The sequence below is a fragment of the Ancylobacter terrae genome (assembly GCF_045108345.1).
In the GTDB taxonomy this organism is placed as follows: domain Bacteria; phylum Pseudomonadota; class Alphaproteobacteria; order Rhizobiales; family Xanthobacteraceae; genus Ancylobacter.
This window is the reverse complement of sequence record NZ_JBJGXH010000006.1, coordinates 34,335-55,045: the sequence shown is the minus strand read 5'-3', so window position 1 is coordinate 55,045 and position 20,711 is coordinate 34,335. Positions and strand designations below refer to the sequence as shown.

The following is a 20,711-nucleotide window of genomic DNA, read 5'->3' as shown; positions in this document are numbered from 1 at the left end:
ACGCCGCCGGCCTGCATCAGGATCTTGGCGGTGGCGAAGCCCGCCTGCCGGTTCTCGTAATTGATCAGCGGCAGCCAACGCTCATAGGCGGCGAGCGCCGCCTCGCGATTCCCCGCGACATAGGGGTCGATGATCTGCCGGATGCCGTCCGGGAAGCCGCCGCCGGTCATGGCGCCGGTCGCCCCCGCATCGAGATCGGCCATCAGCGTGATCGCCTCCTCGCCGTCCCACGGCCCCTCGATCGCCGCCCCGCCGGCCGCGATCAGCGCGCGGAGCTTGTTCGCCGCCTGCGGCACCTCGATCTTGAAATAGGCGAGGTTCTCGATCTCGCTCGCCATCTTCGCCAGGAACGGCACGGAGAGCGGCGTGCCGGCCACAGGGGCGTCCTGCACCATGATCGGGATCGAAATGGCGTCGGAGACGCCTTTGTAGAACTCGTAGACCTGCGCCTCCGGCACCCGGAAGGTGGCGCCGTGATAGGGCGGCATGATCATGACCATGGCCGCGCCGAGTTCCTGCGCGCGCTTCGAGCGCGCGGCGCAGATGGCGGTGGAGAAATGCGTGGTGGTGACGATCACCGGCACGCGGCCGGCGACATGCTCCAGCACGGTTCGGGCGACGATCTCGCGCTCGTCATCCGCCAGCACGAACTGCTCGGAGAAATTGGCGAGGATGCAGAGGCCGTGCGAGCCGGCGTCGATCATGAAGTCGATCGCCCGCTTCTGGCCGTCGAGGTCCAGCGTGCCGTCGGCATGGAACACCGTCGGCGCCACGGGGAAGACGCCGGAATAGCGGGGAGGGGAGGCCATGGAGGACACCTTGCGAACGGGATGGACGGACAAAGGGAGGGCGCGGCCGGCTCAGGCGGGCGGCCGGCTCAGGCGGCCGGCCGGAAATCCTCGGTGAGATAGGCGTCGAGGATGCCGGCGAAGCCGTCATCGCCGGTGAAGCCGAGCGCCAGGGCGCGCTGCGCCGTCAGGGCCTGCGGCCAGCCGCCGACCACGCGCGCCACCACCGGATCGGGCCGGCGGCGGATCAGCGCCACCGCGGCGTCACCCGCATGGGCGCGCAGCGCCTCGATCTGCTCGCCGATTCTGACGCAGACGCCGGGCATGTTGAGGCTGCGCCGCGCCCCGAGCGGGGCGGTGTCGATGCCGGCGGCGTGGAGGAGATAGCCCACCGCCGCGCGCGGCGAGGCGATCCAGACGCGCAGGCTCTCCTCCACCGGCAGCACCGCCTCGATCCCGTTCAGCGGCTCGCGGATGATGCCGGAGATGAAGCCGGACAGCGCGGCATTGGGCCGGCCGGGCCGCACGCAGATGGTCGGCAGCCGGATCGCCACCCCGTCGAGGAAGCCCTTGCGGGAATAGTCGGCCAGCAGCAGTTCGGCGATCACCTTCTGCGTGCCGTAGGAGGAGGCCGGCGCGGTGAGGAAATCATCGTCCACCACATCGGGGAAGGGCGCGCCGAACACGGCGAGCGAGGAGGTGTAGACGAGGCGCGGCGTGTAGTCCGCCGTCAGCCGGATCGCCTCGAACAGCGCACGGGTGCCGTCGAGATTGATCCGGTAGCCTTCCTCGAAGCGCGCTTCCGCCTCACCCGAGACGATGGAGGCGAGGTGGAAGATCACCGCGGGGCGGGCGGCGATCAGCCGATCGGCGACCCGCGGCGCGGCATAGTCGCCGGTCAGAACCTCGACCGGGAAGGGCAGGCCGGCCGGCGGCACGGTCTCCACCACATCGTGCAGCACGGCGCCGGTGACGGGCACGCCGTTCAGCACCGGCTGCGCGGCGAGGCGCTCCAGCAGCTTGCGGCCGAGCATGCCGGCCGCGCCGAGGATGAGGATCTTCATGAGGAGGAGGCTCCGGGCACTCAGGCGAGGGTGTAGGCGGTCTTCACCACGGTGTAGAATTCGCGAGCATAGCTGCCCTGTTCGCGCGGCCCGTAGGACGAGCCCTTGCGCCCGCCGAACGGCACGTGGAAGTCGACGCCGGCGGTGGGCAGGTTGACCATCACCATGCCGGCCTCGGCGTGGCGCCGGAAATGCGTCGCATGCTTCAGGCTGGTGGTGCAGATGCCGGCGGAAAGGCCGAACTCGGTGCCGTTGGCGACCGCGAGCGCCTCCTCGTAATCCTTCACGCGGATGACCGAGGCGACCGGGCCGAACACTTCCTCGCGGTTGATGCGCATCGCCGGTGTCGTTTCGGTGAACAGCGCCGGCTGGAGGTAGAAGCCGGGCTTGCCGCGGGAAAGCCGCTCGCCGCCGAAGGCACGCCGGCCGCCTTCCCTCTCGGCGATGGCGATATAGTCGAGGTCCTGCGTCAGCTGGCTCTCGTCGACCACCGGGCCGATCTGGGTCGCGGGGTCGAGCGCGTCGTCGACCTTGAGCCCGGCGAGGCGCTCGCTCACCGCCGCGACGAAGCGGTCGTGGATGGCATCGGTGACGATGAGCCGGCTCGAGGCCGTGCAGCGCTGGCCGGTGGAGAAGAAGGCGCCGTTGACGGCGCAGTCGACAGCGACCGCGAGGTCGGCGTCGTCCAGCACCACCAGCGGGTTCTTGCCGCCCATCTCGAGCTGCACCCGGGCGAAGCGCGCCGCGCCGGCCGCGGCGACGCGCCGGCCGGTCGCGACCGAGCCGGTGAAGGAGATGCCGGCGATGTCGGCATGATCGAGCATGGCCTGCCCGACCTTCGAGCCCGAGCCCATCACCAGGTTGAACACGCCGGCCGGCACGCCGGCGCGGGCGATGATATCGGAGAGCGCCCAGGCCGAGCCGGGCACCAGCTCGGCCGGCTTGAAGATGACGCAGTTTCCATAGGCCAGCGCCGGGGCGATCTTCCAGGCGGGGATGGCGATGGGGAAGTTCCACGGCGTGATGAGGCCGATGATGCCGAGCGGCTCGCGCGTCACCTCCACCCCGACGCCGGGGCGCACGGAGGCGAGCGTCTCGCCGGCCAGGCGCAGGCATTCGCCGGCGAAGAAGGAGAAGATCTGCCCGGCGCGGGCGACCTCGCCGATGCCCTCGGCCAGCGTCTTGCCTTCCTCGCGCGCCAGCAGCCGGCCGAGCTCGTCCTTACGGGCGAAGATCTCGTCGGAAATCTTCTTCAGGATCTCGTGCCGCGCATAGGGCACGCTGCGCGACCAGGCCGGGAAGGCGGCCTTCGCCGCCGCCACCGCGTCATTGAGCCCGGCGGCGTCGGTACGGGCATAGTGGCCGATCACGTCGCCGGTATCGGACGGGTTGATGTTGGCGAGGGTCTCGACGCCCTCGACCCATTCGCCGCCGATGAAGTTGCGGAAGACAGTGCTCATGGTCGGACTCTCCGGTTCGGCCTCGTCGTCGGCACGGGCGCGGGGTCAGTAGAGGAAGCGCGCGGGCACCAGCACCAGCGCGGGGAACAAAGTGAGCAGCGCCAGAACGATGAGCTGTGCCACCAGGAAGGGCCAGACCCCCTTGATGGCGAGGCCGAGATCGACCTTGCCCACCGCCGAGACGACGTTCAGCACCGTGCCGACGGGCGGGGTGATGAGGCCGATGGCGTTGTTCATCACGAACAATACGCCGAAATAGACCGGATCGATGCCCGAGGATTTCACCAGCGGCATCAGCACCGGGGTCAGGATCAGGATGGTGGGGATGAAGTCGAGCGCGGTGCCGATGATGACGACGAGCAGCATGATCACGATCATCAGCTCGATCGGGTTGTCGCGGAACGGCTCCAGCAGCGCCGTCACCTCGGCGGGGATGTTGGCGATGGCGATGAGATAGGCCGAGACCGAGGCCGCCGCGACGAGGAACATCACCGCCGCCGTCGTGCGCACCGCCATCAGCATGGCGTGGTAGAGCTTGGCGGGGGTGAGCTCGCGATAGACGAAGGTGCCGACCACCACCGCATAGACCGCCGCCACCACCGCCGCCTCGGTCGGCGTGAAGATGCCGCCCTTGAGGCCGCCGACGATGATCACCGGCAGGCCCAGCGCCAGCAGCGCGTCGAGGAAGGCGCGGCCCGCCTCGCCCCAGCTGCGCCGCGGCAGGATCGCCACCTTGTCGCGCTGGGAGACGATCCACCACGCCACCGCCAGCGACAGGCCGAGCAGCAGCCCCGGCACGATGCCGGTGAGGAACAGCCGGGTGATCGACACGCCGCCGATCACGCCGAACACGATGTAGCCGATCGAGGGCGACAGCACCGGGGCGATGATGCCGCCCGAGGCGATGAGGCCGGAGGAGCGGCCGAGATCATAGCCCGCCTGCCGCATCACCGGCAGCAGCATGGAGGCGAGCGCCGCCGTGTCGGCGATGGCCGAGCCGGACATGGAGGCGAGCAGGATGGCGGTGATGATCGCGACATAGCCGAGGCCGCCGCGCAGATGGCCGACCAGAGCGAGGCCGAGATCGACCAGCCGGCGTGAGAGACCGCCCGCGTTCATCGCCTCGCCGGCCAGCAGGAAGAAGGGGATGGCGAGCAGCGGGAAACTGTCCGCCCCGTTCACCATCTGCAGCGCGATGAGCTGCCAGTCGAAGGCGCCCAGATGCCACATCAGCGCGCCGGCGGTGATGATCAGCGCGAAGGCGATGGGCATGCCGAGGAAGATGGAGCCGAGCAGGACGAGCGAGAAGATCGCGACGGTCACGACACGCCCTCCACCACATTGACGTCGATGGCCGCCCCGCCGGGGCCGCCGCGGACGAGCTCGATCAGGTCGCCGAGGATCAGCACGGTGAGCCCGACCCCGGAGGCGAAGGCGGCGGCGTAGACATAGGCGGTGGAGAGCTCGGACACCGGCAGCAGGTTGCCGAGGTTCAGCAGCGTCTGGTCCCATGCGCCCACCGCCAGCAGCACGGCACAGCCGAGCGAGAGCACGTCGGAGACGATGCGGCACAGCCAGCGCCCCGTGCGCGGCAGCGCCAGCACGAACATGTCGACCCCGAGATGGCCCTTCTGGCGCATCACCGTGATGGCACCGAGGAAGGTGACCCAGACGAACAGCAGGCGCGACATCTCGTCGGCGATGGTGATGCCGCTGTCGAAGACGTAGCGCATGACCACATTGCCGAAGACCAGCACGACCATCACGCCGAGCAGGCCGACCAGCAGCACCTCGATGCCGCGGAAACCGAGATCGATCGCGCGCCCGAGCGGGCCCGGCGGGGGAGGGGGCATCTCAGACATCGAGACCCTCGATCGCGTAGATGCGCGCGGGGGCGCCGTCGGCATCGGGAATGAGCAGCGGCGCGGCGCTGAGCAGCACGCGCGGCGCGCGCAGCTCCGCGGTGTTCACGACATATTCGATCAGGGTGACGCCGGCCCGCAGCAGCACGTCGTGGGTGACGTGCTCGGGGGAGGGGACATGCTCGCCCTTCAGCAGCAGGCGGATCGGGTAGTCCTGCGGGAAGTCGAAGGCGACCGCGCTGGGACGGCGGGCGAGCAGCCATTGCGCCGCCTCCCGCGTCAGCCAGGGCGCCTCAGTCCAGAACTCCGGCGTGCGGTAGTCGCGCCTTGCGCTCCAGCGCGCGGCGAGGAGGAGGATCTCGCCCTCCGCCCCGCCGGGATCGGCGCTCGCCAGCGCCTCCGGCCCGATCGGCGCATCGTCCGGGCAGGCCGAGAGGTCCAGCACCCGGCAGGCCCCGACCACGCGATCGAGCGGGGTCGCCTCGATGGTCGGGGCGTGGGCGACGAAATGCGCCGGCGCATCGACATGGGAGAAGCCGTGGCAGGTGGTGGCGAGGCGGGTGACCCGGAACTGGTCGCCCGCCGCGATGTCGCCCTTCACCAGCACTTCCGGCTTCCACCGGAAATGCTCCGCCACGGGCATGCTGAGATCGACGATGCGCATCGGACCGGCCTTCCGTCAGCTCGCCGCGGCGGCGATCTGCTCGGGCAGGGTCGGCCCGAACTTGGCGATGAAGTCCGCCTTCACCTTGTCGGCGACGATCGCGCGGAAGGCGGGGATGTCGACGTTCTCGACCACCTTCATGCCGTGCTCCTTGAGCGCGGCGAGGCTGGTGCCCTCGGCGTCGACGTTCATCTGCCGCTGGATGATCGCCGCCTCGGCGGCGGCGGCGAGGATGGCGGTGCGCTGCGCCTCGGGGAGGGCGTCGAACTTCGCCTTGTTCATCACCAGCGGGGCGGTGGTGAAGGCGTGCTTGGTCAGCGACAGGTTCTTCTGCACCTCGAAGAACTTGGCGTTGAGGATCAGCGTCACCGGGTTCTCCTGCCCGTCGATCGAACCCATCTCCAGCGCGGTGAACAGCTCGGTGAAGGCCATCGGGGTCGGCACCGCGCCGAGTAGCTTGAAGGCCTCGATATGGGCCGGGTTCGGCGTGGTGCGGATCTTCAGGCCCTTCATGTCGGCGGGCACGGTCACCGCGCGGCGGTTGTTGGTGACGTTGCGCCAGCCCACCTCCCAGGTGGAGAGCGCCTTGAGGCCGGAGGTTTCGAGCTGGGCGCGCAGGCCGTCGCCGATCGGCCCGTCCAGCACCCGCGCGACATGGGCGCGGTCATGGAACAGATAGGGCAGGTCGAGCACGTTGAGCTGCGGCGCGAGGCCGGTGAAGAACGGGTTGCCGGTCAGGCACATGTCGAGCGTGCCGCCGCGCGTCGCCGCGATCATGGTCTGGTCGTTGCCGAGCGCGCCGTTGGCGTAGACCTCGACGATGACCGCGCCGCCGGTCTTCTCCTTGACCAGCTCGGCGAAGCGCAGGCCGGCGCGGTGCCAGGCATCGACTTCCGGGTGGGGATGGCCGAAGCGCAGCTTGACGGGCGCATCGGCAAAGGCGCGGGAGGAGGCGCCGGCGGCAAGAGCCGCGGCACCGGCGGCGAGGAAGGAACGGCGGTCGAGACGGAGCATGTGGCGTTTCCCTGGATGATGATTGGGGCGCGCCGTCGCGGGGCGCGCCCATGGGACGGGCGGACAGCCCGTCACTCGATGATGTTGAAGTCCTTGAGGTGGTCGTCGGACAGCTCGATGCCGAGGCCGGGCAGGTTGTCGTCGAGCTGGAGGAAGCCGTTCTCGGGCTGCGGGTCGCCCTTGAAGATGTAGTAGAACAGCTCGTTGCCGACCTCGACGTCGTGGACGGGGAAGAACTCCGCCATGGGCGAGGCGAGCGTCGACATGGTCAGGTGGTAGTTGTGCATCTGGCCGGCATGCGGGATCACCGGGATCGAATAGGCCTCGGCCAGCGCGTTGATCTTCTGCGCCGCGGTGATGCCGCCGACCCGGTTGGTGTCGTACTGGATGACGTCCACCGCGCGCTGGTCGACCAGCTGCTGGAAGCCGGCCAGTGTAAACTCGTGCTCGCCGCCGGAGATCGGCACCACGCCGAGCTTGCGCAGCTCCTTGTAGCCCTCGATGTCGTCGGCGATCACCGGCTCTTCCAGCCAGCGGATGTTGAAGGGCTCCAGCAGCCGCAGCATCCGCTTGGCGTATTCGAAGGTCCAGCCCATGTAGCATTCGCACATCAGGTCCCGGTCGGGGCCGATCACCTCGCGCACGGTGCGCACCAGGTCGAGGTTCTTCTTCATGCCCTCCGGCCCGTCCTTGGGGCCCCAGCCGAAGCGCATCTTCACCGACTGGAAGCCTTGGTCGACATAGGACTGCGCCTCGCGGGCGAGCTCGTCGAGCGGCTGGCCGTAGAGCTTGGAGGCGTAGCAGCGGATCCTGTCCTTGGTGCGCCCGCCGAGCAGCTTGAAGACCGGCTTGCCGACCTCCTTGCCCATCAGGTCCCAGATGGCGATGTCGACCGCGCTCATCGCGGTCATGCCGATGCCCTTGCGGCCCCAGGCATGGGTGCGGCGGTACATCTTCTGCCAGATATATTCGTTGTCGAACGGGTCCTCGCCGATGACGATCGGCGCGTAATACTCGTCGATCGCCGCCTTGGTGACGCGCGGGGCGAGCGCCGCGTTGCCGATGCCGACCGTGCCGTCCTCGGTCTCGATCTCGCAGACCAGCCAGCCGTGGAAGCGGAAGCTGCCCATGGCGTCGCCGCGCTCGAACAGCTGATCGGCGGCGTTGGTGCAGAAATTGCGCGCGGGCGGGACGACCTTGCCCTTCCATTCGAAGACGCGGGTGCGGACGTTCTTGATCTTCATGGGTCACACAGGGGTGTTGGCGGACGGGAGGGGCCGGGTTCAGGCCGCGAGGTCGGAGCCGCGGCGCGAGAGCGCCATGGCACAGAGGATGTCGAAGGCCGCCTGGGTGGCGCCGACATTGGCCTTGCCCTCGCCATAGATGTCGAAGGCGGTGCCGTGGGCCGGGGTGGCGATCGGGATCGGCAGGCCGCCATGGACCGTGACGCCGCGCGAGAAGCCCATCAGCTTCATCGCGATCTGGCCCTGGTCGTGGTACATGGTGACGATGGCGTCGACCTCCTTCGCGCGCAGGAAGATGGTGTCGGCCGGGTACATGCCGACCACCGGATAGCCTTGCGCGCGCGCCGCCTCGACGGCGGGGCCGATCACGTCGATCTCCTCGCGCCCGAAGCTGCCATTGTCGCCATTGTGCGGGTTGAGGCCGCACACCGCGATGCGCGGCTCAGTGATGCCGGCCTTGGCGAGGGTGGTGCTGGCGAGGCGGATGGCGCCGAGGATCCTCTCCTGCGTGATCAGGTCCGACACCTCCTTCAGCGGCACATGGCTGGTGACGCGGCTGGTCCACAGCCCGTCGAGCGCGTTCAGCTCGCCGAACGGGCCGTTGGGCTGCAGCAGCTCGGCGAACCAGTGCGTCTCGTCGGCATGGGCGAGGCCGGCGAGGTGCATGGAATGCTTGTTCAGCGGCGCGAAGCACACCGCCTCGGTGACGCCGGCGACGGTGAGCTCGATCGCCCGCTGCAGCGTGTCGAGCGCGTAGCGTCCGCCATTGGCGGTGGCCACCGCCCGCTCGAAGGGCGGGGTGGCGGCGCCGCGATAATCCCACAGCAGCGGCGTTCCCGAGCGGAAATCGGCGCGGGCGGGGTCCGCCACCTTCGCGTAGTCGAAGCGCGTGCCGGCGATGCGCAGGCCTTCCTCCAGCTCGTCGCGGTCGGCGATGATCAGGAAATCGGCCCGCGCGCGGTTGGCCGGATCGCCGATCAGGCGGGCGACGAGTTCGGGGCCGATGCCGGCGGGATCGCCGAGGACGACGGCAAGGCGAGGCTTCATCGGGGTCTCCATCAGGCAGTGACGCGGCGGGCGGCGAGCCACGCGATCAGGCGCGCGGCGACCGGCCAGAGGACGAGGGCGAAGGCGAGGGTGGTCAGCGTGCCGGCGATCGAGGTGCTCCAGAACACGCCGAGCGAACCGTTCGACAGGATCATCGACTGGCGGAACGCATCCTCCGCCTTGTCGCCGAGCACCATGGCGAGCACCAGCGGCGCCACCGGATAGTCGAGCTTCTTGAAGACGTAGCCGATGACGCCGAAGACCAGCGCCAGCACCACGTCGAACATGCTATTCGAGACGGTGTAGGCGCCGGTGAGGCACACCACCACGATCAGCGGCCCGATGATCGAGAACGGGATGCGCAGCACCGCCGAGAACAGCGGCACCGTCGCCAGCACCAGCACCACCGCGACGATGTTGGCGAGGTACATGGAGGCGATCAGGCCCCAGACGAAATCGTGCTGCTCGGTGAACAGCATCGGCCCGGGCTGGAGGCCCCAGATCATCAGCCCGCCCATCATCACCGCTGCCGTCGCCGAGCCCGGCACGCCGAGCGCCAGCATCGGCAGCAGCGCGGAGACGCCGGCCGAATGGTCGGCCGCCTCCGGCGCGACGATGCCCTCCGGCTCGCCGGTGCCGAAGCGCTCGGGGTGGCGCGAGAAGCGGCGGGCGACGCCGTAGGACATGAAGGACGCCGCCGTCGGCCCGCCCGGGGTGATGCCCATCCAGCAACCGATGACGGTGGAGCGGATCAGCGCCAGCCAGTGCCGCGGCATCGCGGCCATGGTGCGGAACACGGTGGCGAGGTCGACCTTGGCGCGGATGCCCTCGAACTTCAGGCCCTGCTCGACCGTGATCAGGATCTCGCCGATGCCGAACAGGCCGATCACCGCGACGAGGAAGGTGACGCCCTTCACCAGCTGGTCGCTGCCGAAGGTGAGGCGCATCTCGCCCGATACCGTGTCCATGCCGACCGCCGCCAGCGACAGGCCGATCAGCAGCGAGGCGGCGGTCTTCAGCGGATGGCCCCCGCCCATGCCGATGAAGCTGCAGAAGGCGAGCAGGTACACCGCGAAATATTCCGGCGAGGAGAAGCGCAGCGCGATGCCGGCGATGGAGTTGGCCAGCAGCGTCACCAGGATGACGCCGACCAGCGCGCCGAAGCCGGCGGCGCTGAAGGCGGTGGCGAGCGCCTCGGTCGGCTTGCCGGCCCGCGCCATCGGGTAGCCGTCGAAGGTGGTGGCGACGGAGGAGGGCTCGCCGGGGATGTTGAACAGGATCGAGGTGGTGGAGCCGCCGAACAGCGCCCCCCAGTACATGGAGGAGAGCAGGATGATCGCGCTCACCGGGTCCATCGAGAAGGTGAGCGGCAAGAGCAGCGAGACCCCGTTCGGCGCGCCGAGGCCGGGCAGCACGCCGACCAGGATGCCGAGCAGCACGCCCCCGACCATCAGCGCCACGTGGTAGGCGGTCAGCGCGGTCTGGAAGCCGGTGAGGAGCGAGGCGAAATCGGACATGGCGCGCCCTCTCAATAGATGCCGAGGGCGTTCTCGATCGGTCCCTTGGCCAGCGGCACCCGGAACCAGATCTCGAACACGAGGAAGAACACCGTCATCACCGCGCCCGACAGGAGCAGCGCGCGCGGCCAGCCGAACTCGCCGTGGCGGCGCATCATGAAGACGAGATAGGCGAAGGAGGTGACGTAGCAGCCGAGCCAGGGCATGGCGGCGACGAGCACGGCGGTGGGCACGAACACGGCGAGGCTGGAGCGCAGTTCCTCACCGGTGACGAAGCCCTCGCCGCCATCCATGCGCAGCGCCTGCAGGAAGATGCCGAGGCTGAGGACGATCAGCAGCAGCCCGATGCGGAACGGGAAATAGCCTGCGCCCGGCCCGGTATCGGCGCTCCAGCCGATGTCGTGGCCGAGGCTCTCCGTGGCGACGACGGCGCCGAATACGGCGATGGCCACGGCGGTGCCGAGTTCCATGGATCGGCGGGAGGCGAGCATGGGGATCGGGTCCTGGCGCGGTGTCGGGGATCGGCGCGGGCGACCGCGCGCGGCGAGCAAGGGGCGGACAAGAGGGGGTGCGGGCGCGCCGCACCCCCAAGTCACCGGCGCGGGAGGAAGCGCCGTCGATGGCCGGCGGACCGGCCGGCGATGCCGGGGAGCGGCGTCAGTTGACCAGCCAGCCGTCCTCGGCGAACTGCACGCGGTTCTTCGCCTCGTCCTGGGTGATCGACTCGGCGAAGGCGGCGCCGGTCACGAAGGCCTCGCTCTGCGAGGTCCGCTCCAGCCATTCCTTCCACTCGGGGGTCTGGCGCACCTTGTCGAGCACGCCGGCATAGAAGGCGACCTGCTCGTCGGTCGTGCCCTTGGGCAGCCATACCGTGCGCGGCATCTGGTAGCTTTCCAGCGGGATGCCGGCCTCGACGCAGGTGGGGATGTCGGCCCACGACTTGCCGTCCGCGACGACCTCCTTGTAGGCGAGGCGCTTGGGCGAGAACACGCAGAGCGGGCGGACCTTGCCGGCCTTCCACTGGCCGACATTCTCCTGCGGGTTATTGGTGTTGGCCTCGACATGGGCGCCGGCGAGCTGCACCGCCGCCTCGCCGCCCGACTTGAACGGCACATAGGTGAACTTGGTGCCGGTCGCCTTCTCGAGGCGACGGACCAGGATCTGGTCGGTGTCCTTCGACTGGCTGCCGGCGACCTTCATGCCGCCGTTCTGGGCGCGGGCCGCCTCGATGAACTCGCCGGCGGTCTTGTAGGGCGCCTCGGCGCTGGTCCACAGGATGAACTCGTCCACCGCCATCGAGCCGACCGGGCGCAGGTCGCTGCTCTGGTAGCCGACCTTGGTGACGAGCGGCAGCAGCCATTCGTTGTTGGTGCCGAACACCACCTTGGTGGCATCCCCGGCCGCGCCCTTGCCGTAGACGAAGGCCTCCGAGCCCGCGCCGCCGCCCTTGTTGGAGACGATGACCGGCACGCTCATCAGCTCGTGCTTCTGGATGATCGACTGCACGAGGCGCGCGAACTGGTCGGTGCCGCCGCCGGGGCCGGACGCCACGATGAACTCGACGGGGCGGTTGGGCTGCCAGTCGGCCGCCGCCGGGGCGAGCCCCGCAAGACTTGGCCCCGCGAGGCAGAGCGACACGGCGGCAAGCGCCGTCGCGATGGAAAAGCGCATCGCAGATCTCCTTGGGTTGTCGTCGTGGAGCGGTCTTGACGCCGTCTCACCGTCACTCTGGCGCCGGACGATCAGCTTGTCAACTGGACCGGTGACCAGTCCAGTAGACCAACCACGAAAAAAAGCTTAGGGTGCTGACACCGCACCGTGCGGGGCTAGTATCGGAACGGAAGCCGGCATACCGGCACCGCGCCAATGAGGGGGAAACGTCGCCGCATGCTGCAGGATCTGCCCAGCCTCAAGCAGCAACTGACCAAGCGGACCATGCGCGAGCAGATCGCCGAGCGGATCGCCCACATGATCCAGTCGGGGCTGCTGCGGGTCGGCGACGAGCTGCCGAGCGAGCGCGAGCTCGCCCAGATGCTCGACGTCAGCCGCGAGACCGTGCGCGGCGCGGTGCAGATGCTCGCCGCCATCGGCATGGTCGAGATCTCGCAGGGCGCGCGCACCCGCATCGTCGGCACCGAGGGCTTCGGCCGCTCCATGTATCCGGAGGCGACCGAGCTCTCGCGCTATGGCGCGCAGGAGGTCTACCAGGCGCGCCTTCTGGTCGAGGGCTTCGTGGTGCGCGAGGCCGCCCAGCGCATGGACGCCGAGACGCTGCAGCGGCTGCATGGCCTGGTCGAGGCGCAGGCGGGGATGACGGACGACCCGGTGCGCTTCCAGATCTCCGACGTCGAGTTCCACCAGGTGATCTACCGCGCCGGCGGCAACCGGCTGCTCGCGCATTTCCTCGGTGACGCCTATGGCTACGCGCTGGCCTATCGCCGCGTCGCGCTGCTGGTGCCGGGGGCGGTGCAGGGATCGGTGGACGATCACCGCGCCATCCTCGCGGCGCTGGAGGCGCACGACACCGACGCGGCGCAGGCGGCGATGGACCGCCACATCACCCGCGTGCACGAGACCACGCTGCAGGCGATGAACCTCTGACCGGCCGGCTGGCCGCGTGAGCGCCGGCCTCATCGCCGCGGGAAGCGCGCCTCGAGTTCGGCGATCTCAGCCGAATCGAGTTCGCGCACCTTCATGCCGCGGGTGATGAGGACGAGCCGCGCCGTCTCCTCCAGTTCCTCCGCCGCGAACACCGCCGCCTCGAGGCTTGGCCCCGCGACCACCGGGCCGTGATTGCCGAGCAGGATGGCGGCATGGTCGGGCGCTTTGGCGAGGATCAGCGGGCGCACCGCCGCGTCGCCCGGCGGGGTATAGGGCACCACCGGCACGCGCCCGACCCGCATCACCACATAGGGGGTGATCGGGGGAATGGCGTCCTCCGGGTCGGTGTCGGCGAGGCAGGACAGCGCGGTGGCGTAGGTCGAGTGCAGGTGCACCACGGCTCTCGCCTGCGGGCGCGCCTGATAGAAGGCGAGGTGCAGCGGGATCTCCTTGGTCGGCGCGTCGCCGTCCAGATGCCGGCCCGCCGCGTCGAGACGCGACAGCCGCGATTCCTCCAGGAAGCCGAGGCAGGCATTGGTGGGGGTGACGAGGAAGCCCTCGCCGAGCCGCACGCTGAGATTGCCCGAGGAGCCGGGGGTGAGGCCGCGCTCGAACAGCGAACGGCCCCAGCGGCACAGGGCGGCCCGAAGGCCCGCTTCCTCGCTCATGACAGCACGCTCCACGCCTTGAGGAAAAAGTCCGGCGCGCCGAAATTGCCGGATTTGAGCGCCAGCGCCAGCCCCTCGCTCGCGCCCGTGCCGGCCCGCACCCGCGTCCACGGCACGCCGGTGTCGATCTCCGGGCCGATGTCGAGCGCGCGCACGCCGAGCCCGGCCACCACCGCGCCCGAGGTCTCGCCACCGGCGACGAGCAGCCGGCTCACGCCCCGCTCGACCAGCCCGCGCGCCACGGCGGCGAGCGTATCCTCGACCAGCGTCGCCGCGCGCTCGCGCCCGAACTCGGCCTGCACCGCGGCGATCTCCGCCGGGTCGGCACTGGAATAGACGAGGATCGGCCGGTCCGCCGGCTGCGTCGCCGCCCAGCCGAGCACGGTTTCGGCGGTCTGGCGGCCGTCGACGAGTTCGCGCGTCTCCAGCCGCAGCGCCGGGATTCCGGCGGCGAGCGCGGCGGCGACCTGCTCGCGGGTGCGCGCCGAGCAGCTTCCCGCGAGGATCGCCGCGCGACCCGCGTGCGCGGTGAAGCCGCCCTCCTCGCTCCGGTCCGGCAGCAGCCCCTGCCGGCGGAAATTGGCGGGCAGGCCCAGCGCGATGCCGGAGGCGCCGGTGAGCAGGGGCAGGTCGGCGGAGGCGGCGGCGAGCGCTTCGAGATGGGCGTCGGTCAGCGCGTCGACCACCGCGAGCCGTACGCCCGCCTGCGCCAGCGCCTCGAGCCGCGCGCGGATGGCGGCAGCGCCCGCCGCCACCGTCTCGTAGCCGACGAGGTCGATCGCGAGCCCGGTCTGGCGGGCCAGCACGCGCCTGAGGTCCGCGTCGCGCATCGGCGTCAGCGGATGGTCGCGCATCGGGCTGTCCGACAGCAGCCGGTCGCCCACGAACAGGTGGCCGCGATAGACGGTGCGCCCGTTAGCGGGAAAGGCGGGGCACACGGTGGCGATGGCGCCGCCCAGCTCGGCGAGCAGCGCCTCGGCGACCGGGCCGATATTGCCGGCATCGGTCGAATCGAAGGTCGAGCAGTATTTGAAGATGATCTGCCGGGCGCCGGCCGCCCGGAGCGCGCGGGCCGATTGCAGCGACTGCGCCACCGCCTCCGCGGCCGGACTAGTGCGCGACTTCAGCGCCACCACCACCGCGTCGGCGTCGCGCGGCACCGCGTCCGGGTCCGGCACGCCGATCACCTGCACCGTGCGCATGCCGCCGCGGGCGAGCGTCAGCGCGATGTCGGTCGCGCCGGTGGAATCGTCGGCGATGCAGCCGATCAGCGGGCCCATCACGCCGGCTCCCGCACGCTGCCGGCCTCGACGCCGGCGCCGAAGAACAGCGCATCCTGCCGTTCGCGCAGCGCCAGCAGTTCGGAGCCGGCGGGCATGTCGAGATCACCGAACGCGATCGCCTGGCCGCGCGCCACGGGCCGGGCCAGCCGGCAATTGGCGGCGAGGTAGAAGGGCGCCGGCGCATCGGCGGTCAGCCGGCGGCCGGGAACCAGCTCCGCCGTCGTGCCCTCGATGGTGTGGTGATGGCCGCCCATGGCAAGGACCCGGCCCGCCGGAAGGTCGGCGGTGGCGCGGGCGACGAGGTCGAGATGGGGACGGGGATCCAGCCCGCCGCTGGAGGCGCCGAGCAGCGCCGCTTCCAGCACGCTGGTGGCCGCCTCGATGCCGAGCAGGTGGCGGGGGATGTAGACCATGCCGGTGGCGCCGGAGCGGCTGACCGGGTGGCCCTTCTCCGCCAGCATCTGCCAGCTCGCCGGATCGCTGCAGCGCACCAGCACGAACACGCCGCCGGCGAAGCTCGCCTCGTCCGGCCGGCGCAGGGCGTTGAACACGTCGAGCCGCCGCGTGCCGGCCAGCAGCCCGCCATCGGCCCGTTCCGCCAGCACGTCCGGCACTTCGGGAACGCGGGCGATCGGCGCGTGGAAATCGGGCCGGTCGGGCGTGAGGCCGGTGGCGTTGGCCACCACCAGCATCTCGCACAGGTCCGGCACCGCCCGCTGCGGCAGCGCGGCGGCGATCCGAGCCCGGGCCGCGACGATCTCCGCCACCGGCCGCTCGCCCAGCGACCAGACGGCGGCGAAGTCCGGCACGTCGATGGTGCTGCCGTTGCTGGTCAGCCGGCCGGAGGCCGGGTCGAACACGAAGTCGTATTCGCTCGACTTGCCGGCGGCGATGATCTCCAGCCCCAGCATCTCGGCCCAGCTGACGAGACCGATCAGCAGGCTCGGCTGGTCGCCGTCGACCGGCGTCACCACCCGCCCGCGCGCCGCGGCGAGGCGCGCGAGGCCGGGGCCGATCACGCTGTCGACCTCCTTGGAGACGAGCGCGAGATGGCGGTCGGCCTCGATGGCGAGGCGGGCATGGCGGGCGCCCGCTTCCGGGTGGCCGGTCGCCTCCACCACCACCTCGACCGGCAGATCGATGACGGTGGCGAGGTCGCCCGCCGCAATGAAGTCGCCCGCCGCGAACGCCGCCTTCGCCTCGGCAGCGCTGGCGCAGACGCGGATGCGGCGCGGCTCGACGCCCACCGCCTTCAGCGAGGCGGCGGCGATCTCCGCCTCGCGGTCGACGGCGACGCGGGCCCGCATCTTCGGCACCCGCAGGCCCTGCGCGAGGAAGCTGCGCCCGAACCCGCCGGTGCCGACGATGCAGGTCTCGACCGGGGCGCGGTCGGCGGGGAAGTAGCGATGGAAGTTCATGTCGGTTTCCGGTTGTCAGTCGTCGAGCGCGGCGGCGGCGGGCCGGACGCGGGCGGCCTGAAGCCGCGACCAGCCCCAGCGCAGCAGCGGCACCGACCAGACGATGATGGTGAAGGTTCCCAGCACCGCGGCGATGGGCCGGCCGAACAGGCCGAGCACGCTGCCATTGGTGCTGATCAGCGCCTGCATGAAGTTCTGCTCGACGATCTCGCCCAGCACGATGCCGAGCACCATGGGGGCGATCGGAAAGCCGTTCTCCTCCATGAGATAGGCGGTGGCGCCGAGGCCGAGCAGGATCCAGACGCCGAAGATGTCGTTGTCCATGGCGTAGGCGCCGGTCGCCGACAGCACCAGCAGCGCCGGCAGGATCAGGTCGCGCGGGATGCGCAGCACGACCTTGGCGATGCGCATGGCCAGCGAGCCGAGCGGGAACATCACCAGATTGGCGAGGATGAAGATGATGAAGACGGCGTAGAACAGCTCGCCATTGTTGATGAAGACGGTCGGCCCCGGATTGACGCCCTTCAGGTACAGCACGCCGATGCCGATGGCGGTGATGGTGTCGCCGGGGATGGCGAAGACGATGGCCGGGATCCAGGCGCCCGAAAGCGCGGCGTTATTGGCCGAGGAGCCCGCGACGATGCCCTCGATATGGCCCTTGCCCCATTTCTCCGGCTCCTTCGACATCTTCTTGCCGGCGGCGTAGCTGATCCAGGCCGCGGTATCCGCGCCCCCGCCCGGCAGCGCGCCGACGATGGTGCCGAGCACGCTGCCGCCGAGCGCCTGGCCCCAGTAGCGCTTGCCCGCCTCCCAGGTCTTGCGCCAGGCGTCGCGGGCGGTGACCTGCGCCACCGCGCCGACCGCCGCCGGGGAGAGCAGCGATCGCAGGATCTCCGGCAGCGCGAACATGCCGATGAGGCCGGGGATGAAGCTCACCCCCTCCAGCAGGTTCACATTGCCGAAGGTGAAGCGCGGGTGGCCGGTGGTGTAGTCCATGCCGACCGTGGCGATCAGCAGGCCGAGCATCAGCGAGGTCAGGCCCTTCACCAGATTGTCGCCGGCGACGAACACCGCGCAGGACAGCCCCAGCACGCCGAGCCAGAAGAACTCGAAGGCGCTGAAGTCGAGCGCGAAATCGGCCAGCGCCGGCGCCGCCGCGATCAGCACCACCGTGCCGAAGATGCCGCCGATCGCCGAGAAGGCGGCGTTCGAGGCGATGACGAGGCCGGCCTCGCCGCGCTTGGTCATCTCGTAGGAATCGTCGACATAGGCGGCCGAGGCCGGGGTGCCCGGCATGCGCAGCAGCGCGCCGGGAATGTCGCCGGCGAAGATCGCCATGGCCGAGGCGGCGACGATCGAAGTGATCGCCGCCACCGGGCTCATGAAGAAGGTCATCGGCACCAGCAGCGCCACCGCCATGGTGGCGGTGAGGCCGGGCAGGCAGCCGACCGCGAAGCCGAACAGGCTCGAGGCGACGAGGGTGATCAGCGTCTCCGGCTGGATGACGAGATCGAGAGCGGCGATGAACTTGTCCATGGCGCCCTCACCACAGGTTGGTCAGCGGGCCCGAGGGCACCGGGACATGCAGGACGAGGCGGAACAGCAGGTCGAGCGCGAGCGTCACCGCGAAGGCGACGCCGACCGCCATCGGGATCGAGCGCCCGAGCCAGAGATAGAAGGCGATCATCGCCGTGAAGCCGATGATCTGGAACCCGATTTCCTCGCCGAAGAAGATGAAGGCGAGCAGGGTGGCGAGCATCATCAGGCCGCTGACGGCGCCGCGCGGATTGCCGCGCCATGCCGCCGGATCGCACCGGAACGCGCCGGCCGGCGCGCGGCGCACGCCGCCGAGCAGCAGCACCGAGCCGCAGGCCAGCAGGCCGACCGCGATCACCCCGGGAAACAGCCCCGGCCCGTAGAAATGGCCGGGGATGATGGGAAAGCTGCGCACGTGCCAGAGGACGGCGACGCCGAGCGCGAGAATGAAGAGACCGAGCAGGCCGTCGCCGAACTTCATGGCCCGCCCCTATTGCTGCTTGGTCTTGGCGAGCTCGGCGAAGACCCGCTCCATCTCGGCGAGATCGCTCGCCATGTAGGCGCGGAACGCGGCCGGGTCGCGATAGACGAGGCGGAAGCCGCGCTCCTCGAGCGGCTTGCGGAAGGCCTCGCTGGTGGCGACCTTCTCGACCGCCGGGGCGAGCTTGGCCATTACGTCGTCCGGCAGGCCCTTGGGGCCGACCACGCCGTGCCACAGCGCGAAGGTCCAGTCGATGCCGAGCGATTCCTTCAGCGTCGGCACCTCCGGGAACAGCGACAGCCGCTCCTTCGCCATCACCGCGAGCGGGCGCAGCTTCTTCGCCTCGACCAGCGCGCGGGCCTCGGCGAGCGAGGCGGTGGAGAAGGTGGAATTGCCGGCGGCGACGTCGAGATGGCCGGCGGTGCCGCTCTGGGTGGGCACCCAGGTCACGCTTGCCGGATCGAGCCCGAGGCCGAGCATCATGCCCGAAAAGGCGATGTGCCAGCTGATGCCCGGGGCCGCCGCCGTGGCCTTGATGGTGCCGGGCTTGGCCTTGATGTCGGCCACCAGCTCCTGGATCGTCTTGTAGGGCGAGGATTCGATGACGGTGACGCCCGAGGCCAGCTCGTTGGTCTGCCCGATCGGGGTCATGTCCTCATAAGTGAGGTTGGCGAGGCCCTGGGGCTTGTAAACGCTGATGTCGGAGGCGATGACGCCGATGGTGTAGCCGTCCGGCTTGGCGTGGGCCACCGCGGTCTGGCCGGGAATGCCGCCGCCGCCCGCCTTGTTGATGACGTTGATCGGAACGCCGAGTTCCTTCTCCAGCAGCCCGGTGAGGGTGCGCGCCACGATGTCGGTGCCGCCGCCCGCCGGGTAGGGCACGATCACGGTGATCGGGCGGCTGGGATAGGTATCGGCCGCGGCCGGGGCCGCGCCGGGCAGGGCGAGCGTCGCGAACAGGGCGCCGGCCAGCACGACCGGCCCGAGCGTCTTAACGATGGGCATGGGTTTCCTCCCAGTGATGGAGCCGGTACACGGCCCTCGCATTGTCGTGGAACAGCGCGCGGCGATCGGCCGGCGGCAGCTCCGCGGTAATCGCCTTGAAGTCGGCGAAGATGCCCTCGAGCGACCGGAACAGGCCGTCGACGGGGTAGTTGCTGGCGAACATGCAGCGCTGCGCGCCGAACAGGGCGATGGTGTCGCGCACGACGCGGGCATTGGCCTCGATGGTCCAGGCCTGCCCCGGCACGCCGAGGCCGGAGATCTTCACGCTCACGTTCGGGCAGTCGGCGAGCGTCGCCATCGCCGCGTTCCAGCGCGCCAGCGTCTGCGGCCGGCGGTCGCCGGGCACGCCGGCGTGGTTGACGACGATCGGGATGTGCGGGAAGGCGCGGGCGAGGTCGGCGGCGTCCGGCAGATGCCAGAAGACCGTCTGCAGCTCGAAATGCAGGCCGTGATCGGCGAGGCGGGCATAGCCGGCGCGGAAGCGCGGGCACAGCATCGAGCCGGGCAGGCCGTGGCCGGGCCGCCAGTCCGAGGGGTCGGCGAAGTGCTTCGGCTTGTGGCGCACCGCCCGCACCAGCGGGAAGGCGGCCTGCGCCGCCAGCAGCGCGGGCGCATCCTCATGGTCCAGCCAGGCCTGCGCGACCATGGCGTGGGGCGTGCCCTCGCGCTCGGCGATTGCATGCACCCAGCGCGTCTCGCCGAGCGGGTCGGTCGGATCCCATTCGGCCTCGACATAGACATTGCCGACAATCCGCTGCCGCCCCGCCGCCCGCCGATAGTCCGCCGGCAGGAAGGTAGTGCTGATGGCGCTGTAATCGCCATAACGGTGGTTGGGGATGGGCTCGCCCGCGAGCCAGGGATGCTTGCCGAGCGCGAGGTCCCAGTAATGATGATGGGCGTCGACGATGGGCAGATCGTCGTCGGCGCAACCGGCTGTCCTGGTGTGGTTTTCCGTGTCGCGCACGGCGTCCGTCGCGGCGTCGCTCATGGCGCGCCCGCCCGTCCGCCCGGACACGCCGCAGCGCCCGCGCCCCTCATGGCTCAGCCTTTCCTTGACGT

Annotated in this window: 20 protein-coding genes; 1 reads left to right on the top strand and 19 read right to left on the bottom strand. The window is 70.3% G+C overall.

Features of this window, described 5'->3' with window-relative positions; translation table 11 throughout:
• The 12 genes from ACEUEL_RS21960 to ACEUEL_RS21905 all read right to left on the bottom strand — a co-directional run.
• Window positions 1–809, bottom strand: an 809-nt coding sequence (locus tag ACEUEL_RS21960; protein ID WP_405710387.1) for a dihydrodipicolinate synthase family protein, incomplete at its 3' end; no start/stop codon positions are given.
• A gap of 68 nt (window positions 810–877) precedes the next feature.
• A complete protein-coding gene (gene denD / locus ACEUEL_RS21955; RefSeq protein WP_405710384.1) occupies window positions 878–1,852 on the bottom strand; it encodes a D-erythronate dehydrogenase in 975 nt (324 codons plus the stop codon).
• A gap of 20 nt (window positions 1,853–1,872) precedes the next feature.
• The gene (locus ACEUEL_RS21950) at window positions 1,873–3,312 is read right to left on the bottom strand and encodes an aldehyde dehydrogenase family protein (protein ID WP_405710381.1); all 1,440 of its coding nucleotides are present in this window, start codon (window positions 3,310–3,312) and stop codon (window positions 1,873–1,875) included.
• A gap of 45 nt (window positions 3,313–3,357) precedes the next feature.
• A complete protein-coding gene (locus ACEUEL_RS21945) occupies window positions 3,358–4,635 on the bottom strand; it encodes a TRAP transporter large permease (RefSeq protein WP_405710378.1) in 1,278 nt (425 codons plus the stop codon).
• Window positions 4,632–5,174 carry a TRAP transporter small permease gene (locus ACEUEL_RS21940; protein WP_405710375.1) on the bottom strand — a complete coding sequence of 181 codons (543 nt, stop codon included), beginning with the start codon at window positions 5,172–5,174 and terminating at the stop codon, window positions 4,632–4,634. Before ACEUEL_RS21940 ends, ACEUEL_RS21945 begins: the two co-directional genes overlap by 4 nt.
• The gene (locus tag ACEUEL_RS21935) at window positions 5,167–5,838 is read right to left on the bottom strand and encodes a cyclase family protein (RefSeq protein ID WP_405710372.1); all 672 of its coding nucleotides are present in this window, start codon (window positions 5,836–5,838) and stop codon (window positions 5,167–5,169) included. The genes ACEUEL_RS21940 and ACEUEL_RS21935 overlap by 8 nt, the downstream gene beginning before the upstream one ends.
• Window positions 5,839–5,853: 15 nt before the next feature.
• Window positions 5,854–6,852 carry a TRAP transporter substrate-binding protein gene (locus ACEUEL_RS21930; RefSeq protein WP_405710369.1) on the bottom strand — a complete coding sequence of 333 codons (999 nt, stop codon included), beginning with the start codon at window positions 6,850–6,852 and terminating at the stop codon, window positions 5,854–5,856.
• 71 nt (window positions 6,853–6,923) lie between these two features.
• Complete coding sequence (locus ACEUEL_RS21925; protein WP_405710367.1) at window positions 6,924–8,096, bottom strand: L-rhamnonate dehydratase; 1,173 nt, start codon at window positions 8,094–8,096, stop codon at window positions 6,924–6,926.
• A 39-nt stretch (window positions 8,097–8,135) separates the two neighbouring features.
• Window positions 8,136–9,143 carry a 4-hydroxythreonine-4-phosphate dehydrogenase PdxA gene (locus ACEUEL_RS21920; protein ID WP_405710364.1) on the bottom strand — a complete coding sequence of 336 codons (1,008 nt, stop codon included), beginning with the start codon at window positions 9,141–9,143 and terminating at the stop codon, window positions 8,136–8,138.
• An 11-nt stretch (window positions 9,144–9,154) separates the two neighbouring features.
• On the bottom strand, window positions 9,155–10,660 hold the full coding sequence (locus tag ACEUEL_RS21915; protein ID WP_405710361.1) for a tripartite tricarboxylate transporter permease: 1,506 nt from the start codon (window positions 10,658–10,660) through the stop codon (window positions 9,155–9,157).
• Window positions 10,661–10,671: 11 nt separating this feature from the next.
• On the bottom strand, window positions 10,672–11,151 hold the full coding sequence (locus tag ACEUEL_RS21910; protein WP_405710359.1) for a tripartite tricarboxylate transporter TctB family protein: 480 nt from the start codon (window positions 11,149–11,151) through the stop codon (window positions 10,672–10,674).
• Window positions 11,152–11,317: 166 nt separating this feature from the next.
• The gene (locus ACEUEL_RS21905) at window positions 11,318–12,331 is read right to left on the bottom strand and encodes a Bug family tripartite tricarboxylate transporter substrate binding protein (protein WP_405710356.1); all 1,014 of its coding nucleotides are present in this window, start codon (window positions 12,329–12,331) and stop codon (window positions 11,318–11,320) included.
• 216 nt (window positions 12,332–12,547) lie between these two features.
• Between ACEUEL_RS21905 and ACEUEL_RS21900 the strand changes: the two genes are divergently transcribed.
• Complete coding sequence (locus tag ACEUEL_RS21900; RefSeq protein WP_405710353.1) at window positions 12,548–13,261, top strand: FadR/GntR family transcriptional regulator; 714 nt, start codon at window positions 12,548–12,550, stop codon at window positions 13,259–13,261.
• Between the two features lie 29 nt (window positions 13,262–13,290).
• On the opposite strand, the gene otnC is transcribed toward ACEUEL_RS21900, so the two are convergent.
• From otnC to ACEUEL_RS21865, 7 genes are read right to left on the bottom strand one after another with little or no spacing between them, the layout of a single operon-like run.
• Window positions 13,291–13,929 (bottom strand): 3-oxo-tetronate 4-phosphate decarboxylase, encoded by a 639-nt coding sequence (otnC, locus tag ACEUEL_RS21895; protein ID WP_405710350.1) that lies wholly within the window; start codon window positions 13,927–13,929, stop codon window positions 13,291–13,293.
• Window positions 13,926–15,209 (bottom strand): 3-oxo-tetronate kinase, encoded by a 1,284-nt coding sequence (gene otnK, locus ACEUEL_RS21890; protein WP_405710347.1) that lies wholly within the window; start codon window positions 15,207–15,209, stop codon window positions 13,926–13,928. The genes otnC and otnK overlap by 4 nt, the downstream gene beginning before the upstream one ends.
• Window positions 15,209–16,630 carry an NAD(P)H-dependent oxidoreductase gene (locus ACEUEL_RS21885; RefSeq protein WP_405710344.1) on the bottom strand — a complete coding sequence of 474 codons (1,422 nt, stop codon included), beginning with the start codon at window positions 16,628–16,630 and terminating at the stop codon, window positions 15,209–15,211. The genes otnK and ACEUEL_RS21885 overlap by 1 nt, the downstream gene beginning before the upstream one ends.
• Window positions 16,631–16,645: 15 nt before the next feature.
• Window positions 16,646–18,166 (bottom strand): tripartite tricarboxylate transporter permease, encoded by a 1,521-nt coding sequence (locus ACEUEL_RS21880; RefSeq protein WP_405710341.1) that lies wholly within the window; start codon window positions 18,164–18,166, stop codon window positions 16,646–16,648.
• A 7-nt stretch (window positions 18,167–18,173) separates the two neighbouring features.
• On the bottom strand, window positions 18,174–18,647 hold the full coding sequence (locus tag ACEUEL_RS21875; protein ID WP_405710338.1) for a tripartite tricarboxylate transporter TctB family protein: 474 nt from the start codon (window positions 18,645–18,647) through the stop codon (window positions 18,174–18,176).
• Window positions 18,648–18,656: 9 nt separating this feature from the next.
• The gene (locus tag ACEUEL_RS21870; RefSeq protein WP_405710335.1) at window positions 18,657–19,652 is read right to left on the bottom strand and encodes a tripartite tricarboxylate transporter substrate binding protein; all 996 of its coding nucleotides are present in this window, start codon (window positions 19,650–19,652) and stop codon (window positions 18,657–18,659) included.
• Window positions 19,639–20,640 (bottom strand): amidohydrolase family protein, encoded by a 1,002-nt coding sequence (locus ACEUEL_RS21865; protein ID WP_405710332.1) that lies wholly within the window; start codon window positions 20,638–20,640, stop codon window positions 19,639–19,641. The genes ACEUEL_RS21870 and ACEUEL_RS21865 overlap by 14 nt, the downstream gene beginning before the upstream one ends.
• Between the last annotated feature and the right edge of the window lie 71 nt (window positions 20,641–20,711).

What these genes read in the sequence shown, in the direction of transcription:
- otnC (WP_405710350.1), bottom strand. Translation starts at nt 13,929, where the DNA reads ATGAGCGAGGAAGCGGGCCTTCGGGCCGCCCTGTGCCGCTGGGGCCGT.
- ACEUEL_RS21885 (WP_405710344.1), bottom strand. Translation starts at nt 16,630, where the DNA reads ATGAACTTCCATCGCTACTTCCCCGCCGACCGCGCCCCGGTCGAGACC.
- ACEUEL_RS21915 (WP_405710361.1), bottom strand. Translation starts at nt 10,660, where the DNA reads ATGTCCGATTTCGCCTCGCTCCTCACCGGCTTCCAGACCGCGCTGACC.
- ACEUEL_RS21950 (WP_405710381.1), bottom strand. Translation starts at nt 3,312, where the DNA reads ATGAGCACTGTCTTCCGCAACTTCATCGGCGGCGAATGGGTCGAGGGC.
- ACEUEL_RS21925 (WP_405710367.1), bottom strand. Translation starts at nt 8,096, where the DNA reads ATGAAGATCAAGAACGTCCGCACCCGCGTCTTCGAATGGAAGGGCAAG.
- ACEUEL_RS21865 (WP_405710332.1), bottom strand. Translation starts at nt 20,640, where the DNA reads ATGAGCGACGCCGCGACGGACGCCGTGCGCGACACGGAAAACCACACC.
- ACEUEL_RS21920 (WP_405710364.1), bottom strand. Translation starts at nt 9,143, where the DNA reads ATGAAGCCTCGCCTTGCCGTCGTCCTCGGCGATCCCGCCGGCATCGGC.
- denD (WP_405710384.1), bottom strand. Translation starts at nt 1,852, where the DNA reads ATGAAGATCCTCATCCTCGGCGCGGCCGGCATGCTCGGCCGCAAGCTG.
- ACEUEL_RS21900 (WP_405710353.1), top strand. Translation starts at nt 12,548, where the DNA reads ATGCTGCAGGATCTGCCCAGCCTCAAGCAGCAACTGACCAAGCGGACC.
- ACEUEL_RS21875 (WP_405710338.1), bottom strand. Translation starts at nt 18,647, where the DNA reads ATGAAGTTCGGCGACGGCCTGCTCGGTCTCTTCATTCTCGCGCTCGGC.
- otnK (WP_405710347.1), bottom strand. Translation starts at nt 15,209, where the DNA reads ATGGGCCCGCTGATCGGCTGCATCGCCGACGATTCCACCGGCGCGACC.
- ACEUEL_RS21935 (WP_405710372.1), bottom strand. Translation starts at nt 5,838, where the DNA reads ATGCGCATCGTCGATCTCAGCATGCCCGTGGCGGAGCATTTCCGGTGG.
- ACEUEL_RS21880 (WP_405710341.1), bottom strand. Translation starts at nt 18,166, where the DNA reads ATGGACAAGTTCATCGCCGCTCTCGATCTCGTCATCCAGCCGGAGACG.
- ACEUEL_RS21910 (WP_405710359.1), bottom strand. Translation starts at nt 11,151, where the DNA reads ATGCTCGCCTCCCGCCGATCCATGGAACTCGGCACCGCCGTGGCCATC.
- ACEUEL_RS21870 (WP_405710335.1), bottom strand. Translation starts at nt 19,652, where the DNA reads ATGCCCATCGTTAAGACGCTCGGGCCGGTCGTGCTGGCCGGCGCCCTG.
- ACEUEL_RS21905 (WP_405710356.1), bottom strand. Translation starts at nt 12,331, where the DNA reads ATGCGCTTTTCCATCGCGACGGCGCTTGCCGCCGTGTCGCTCTGCCTC.
- ACEUEL_RS21930 (WP_405710369.1), bottom strand. Translation starts at nt 6,852, where the DNA reads ATGCTCCGTCTCGACCGCCGTTCCTTCCTCGCCGCCGGTGCCGCGGCT.
- ACEUEL_RS21940 (WP_405710375.1), bottom strand. Translation starts at nt 5,174, where the DNA reads ATGTCTGAGATGCCCCCTCCCCCGCCGGGCCCGCTCGGGCGCGCGATC.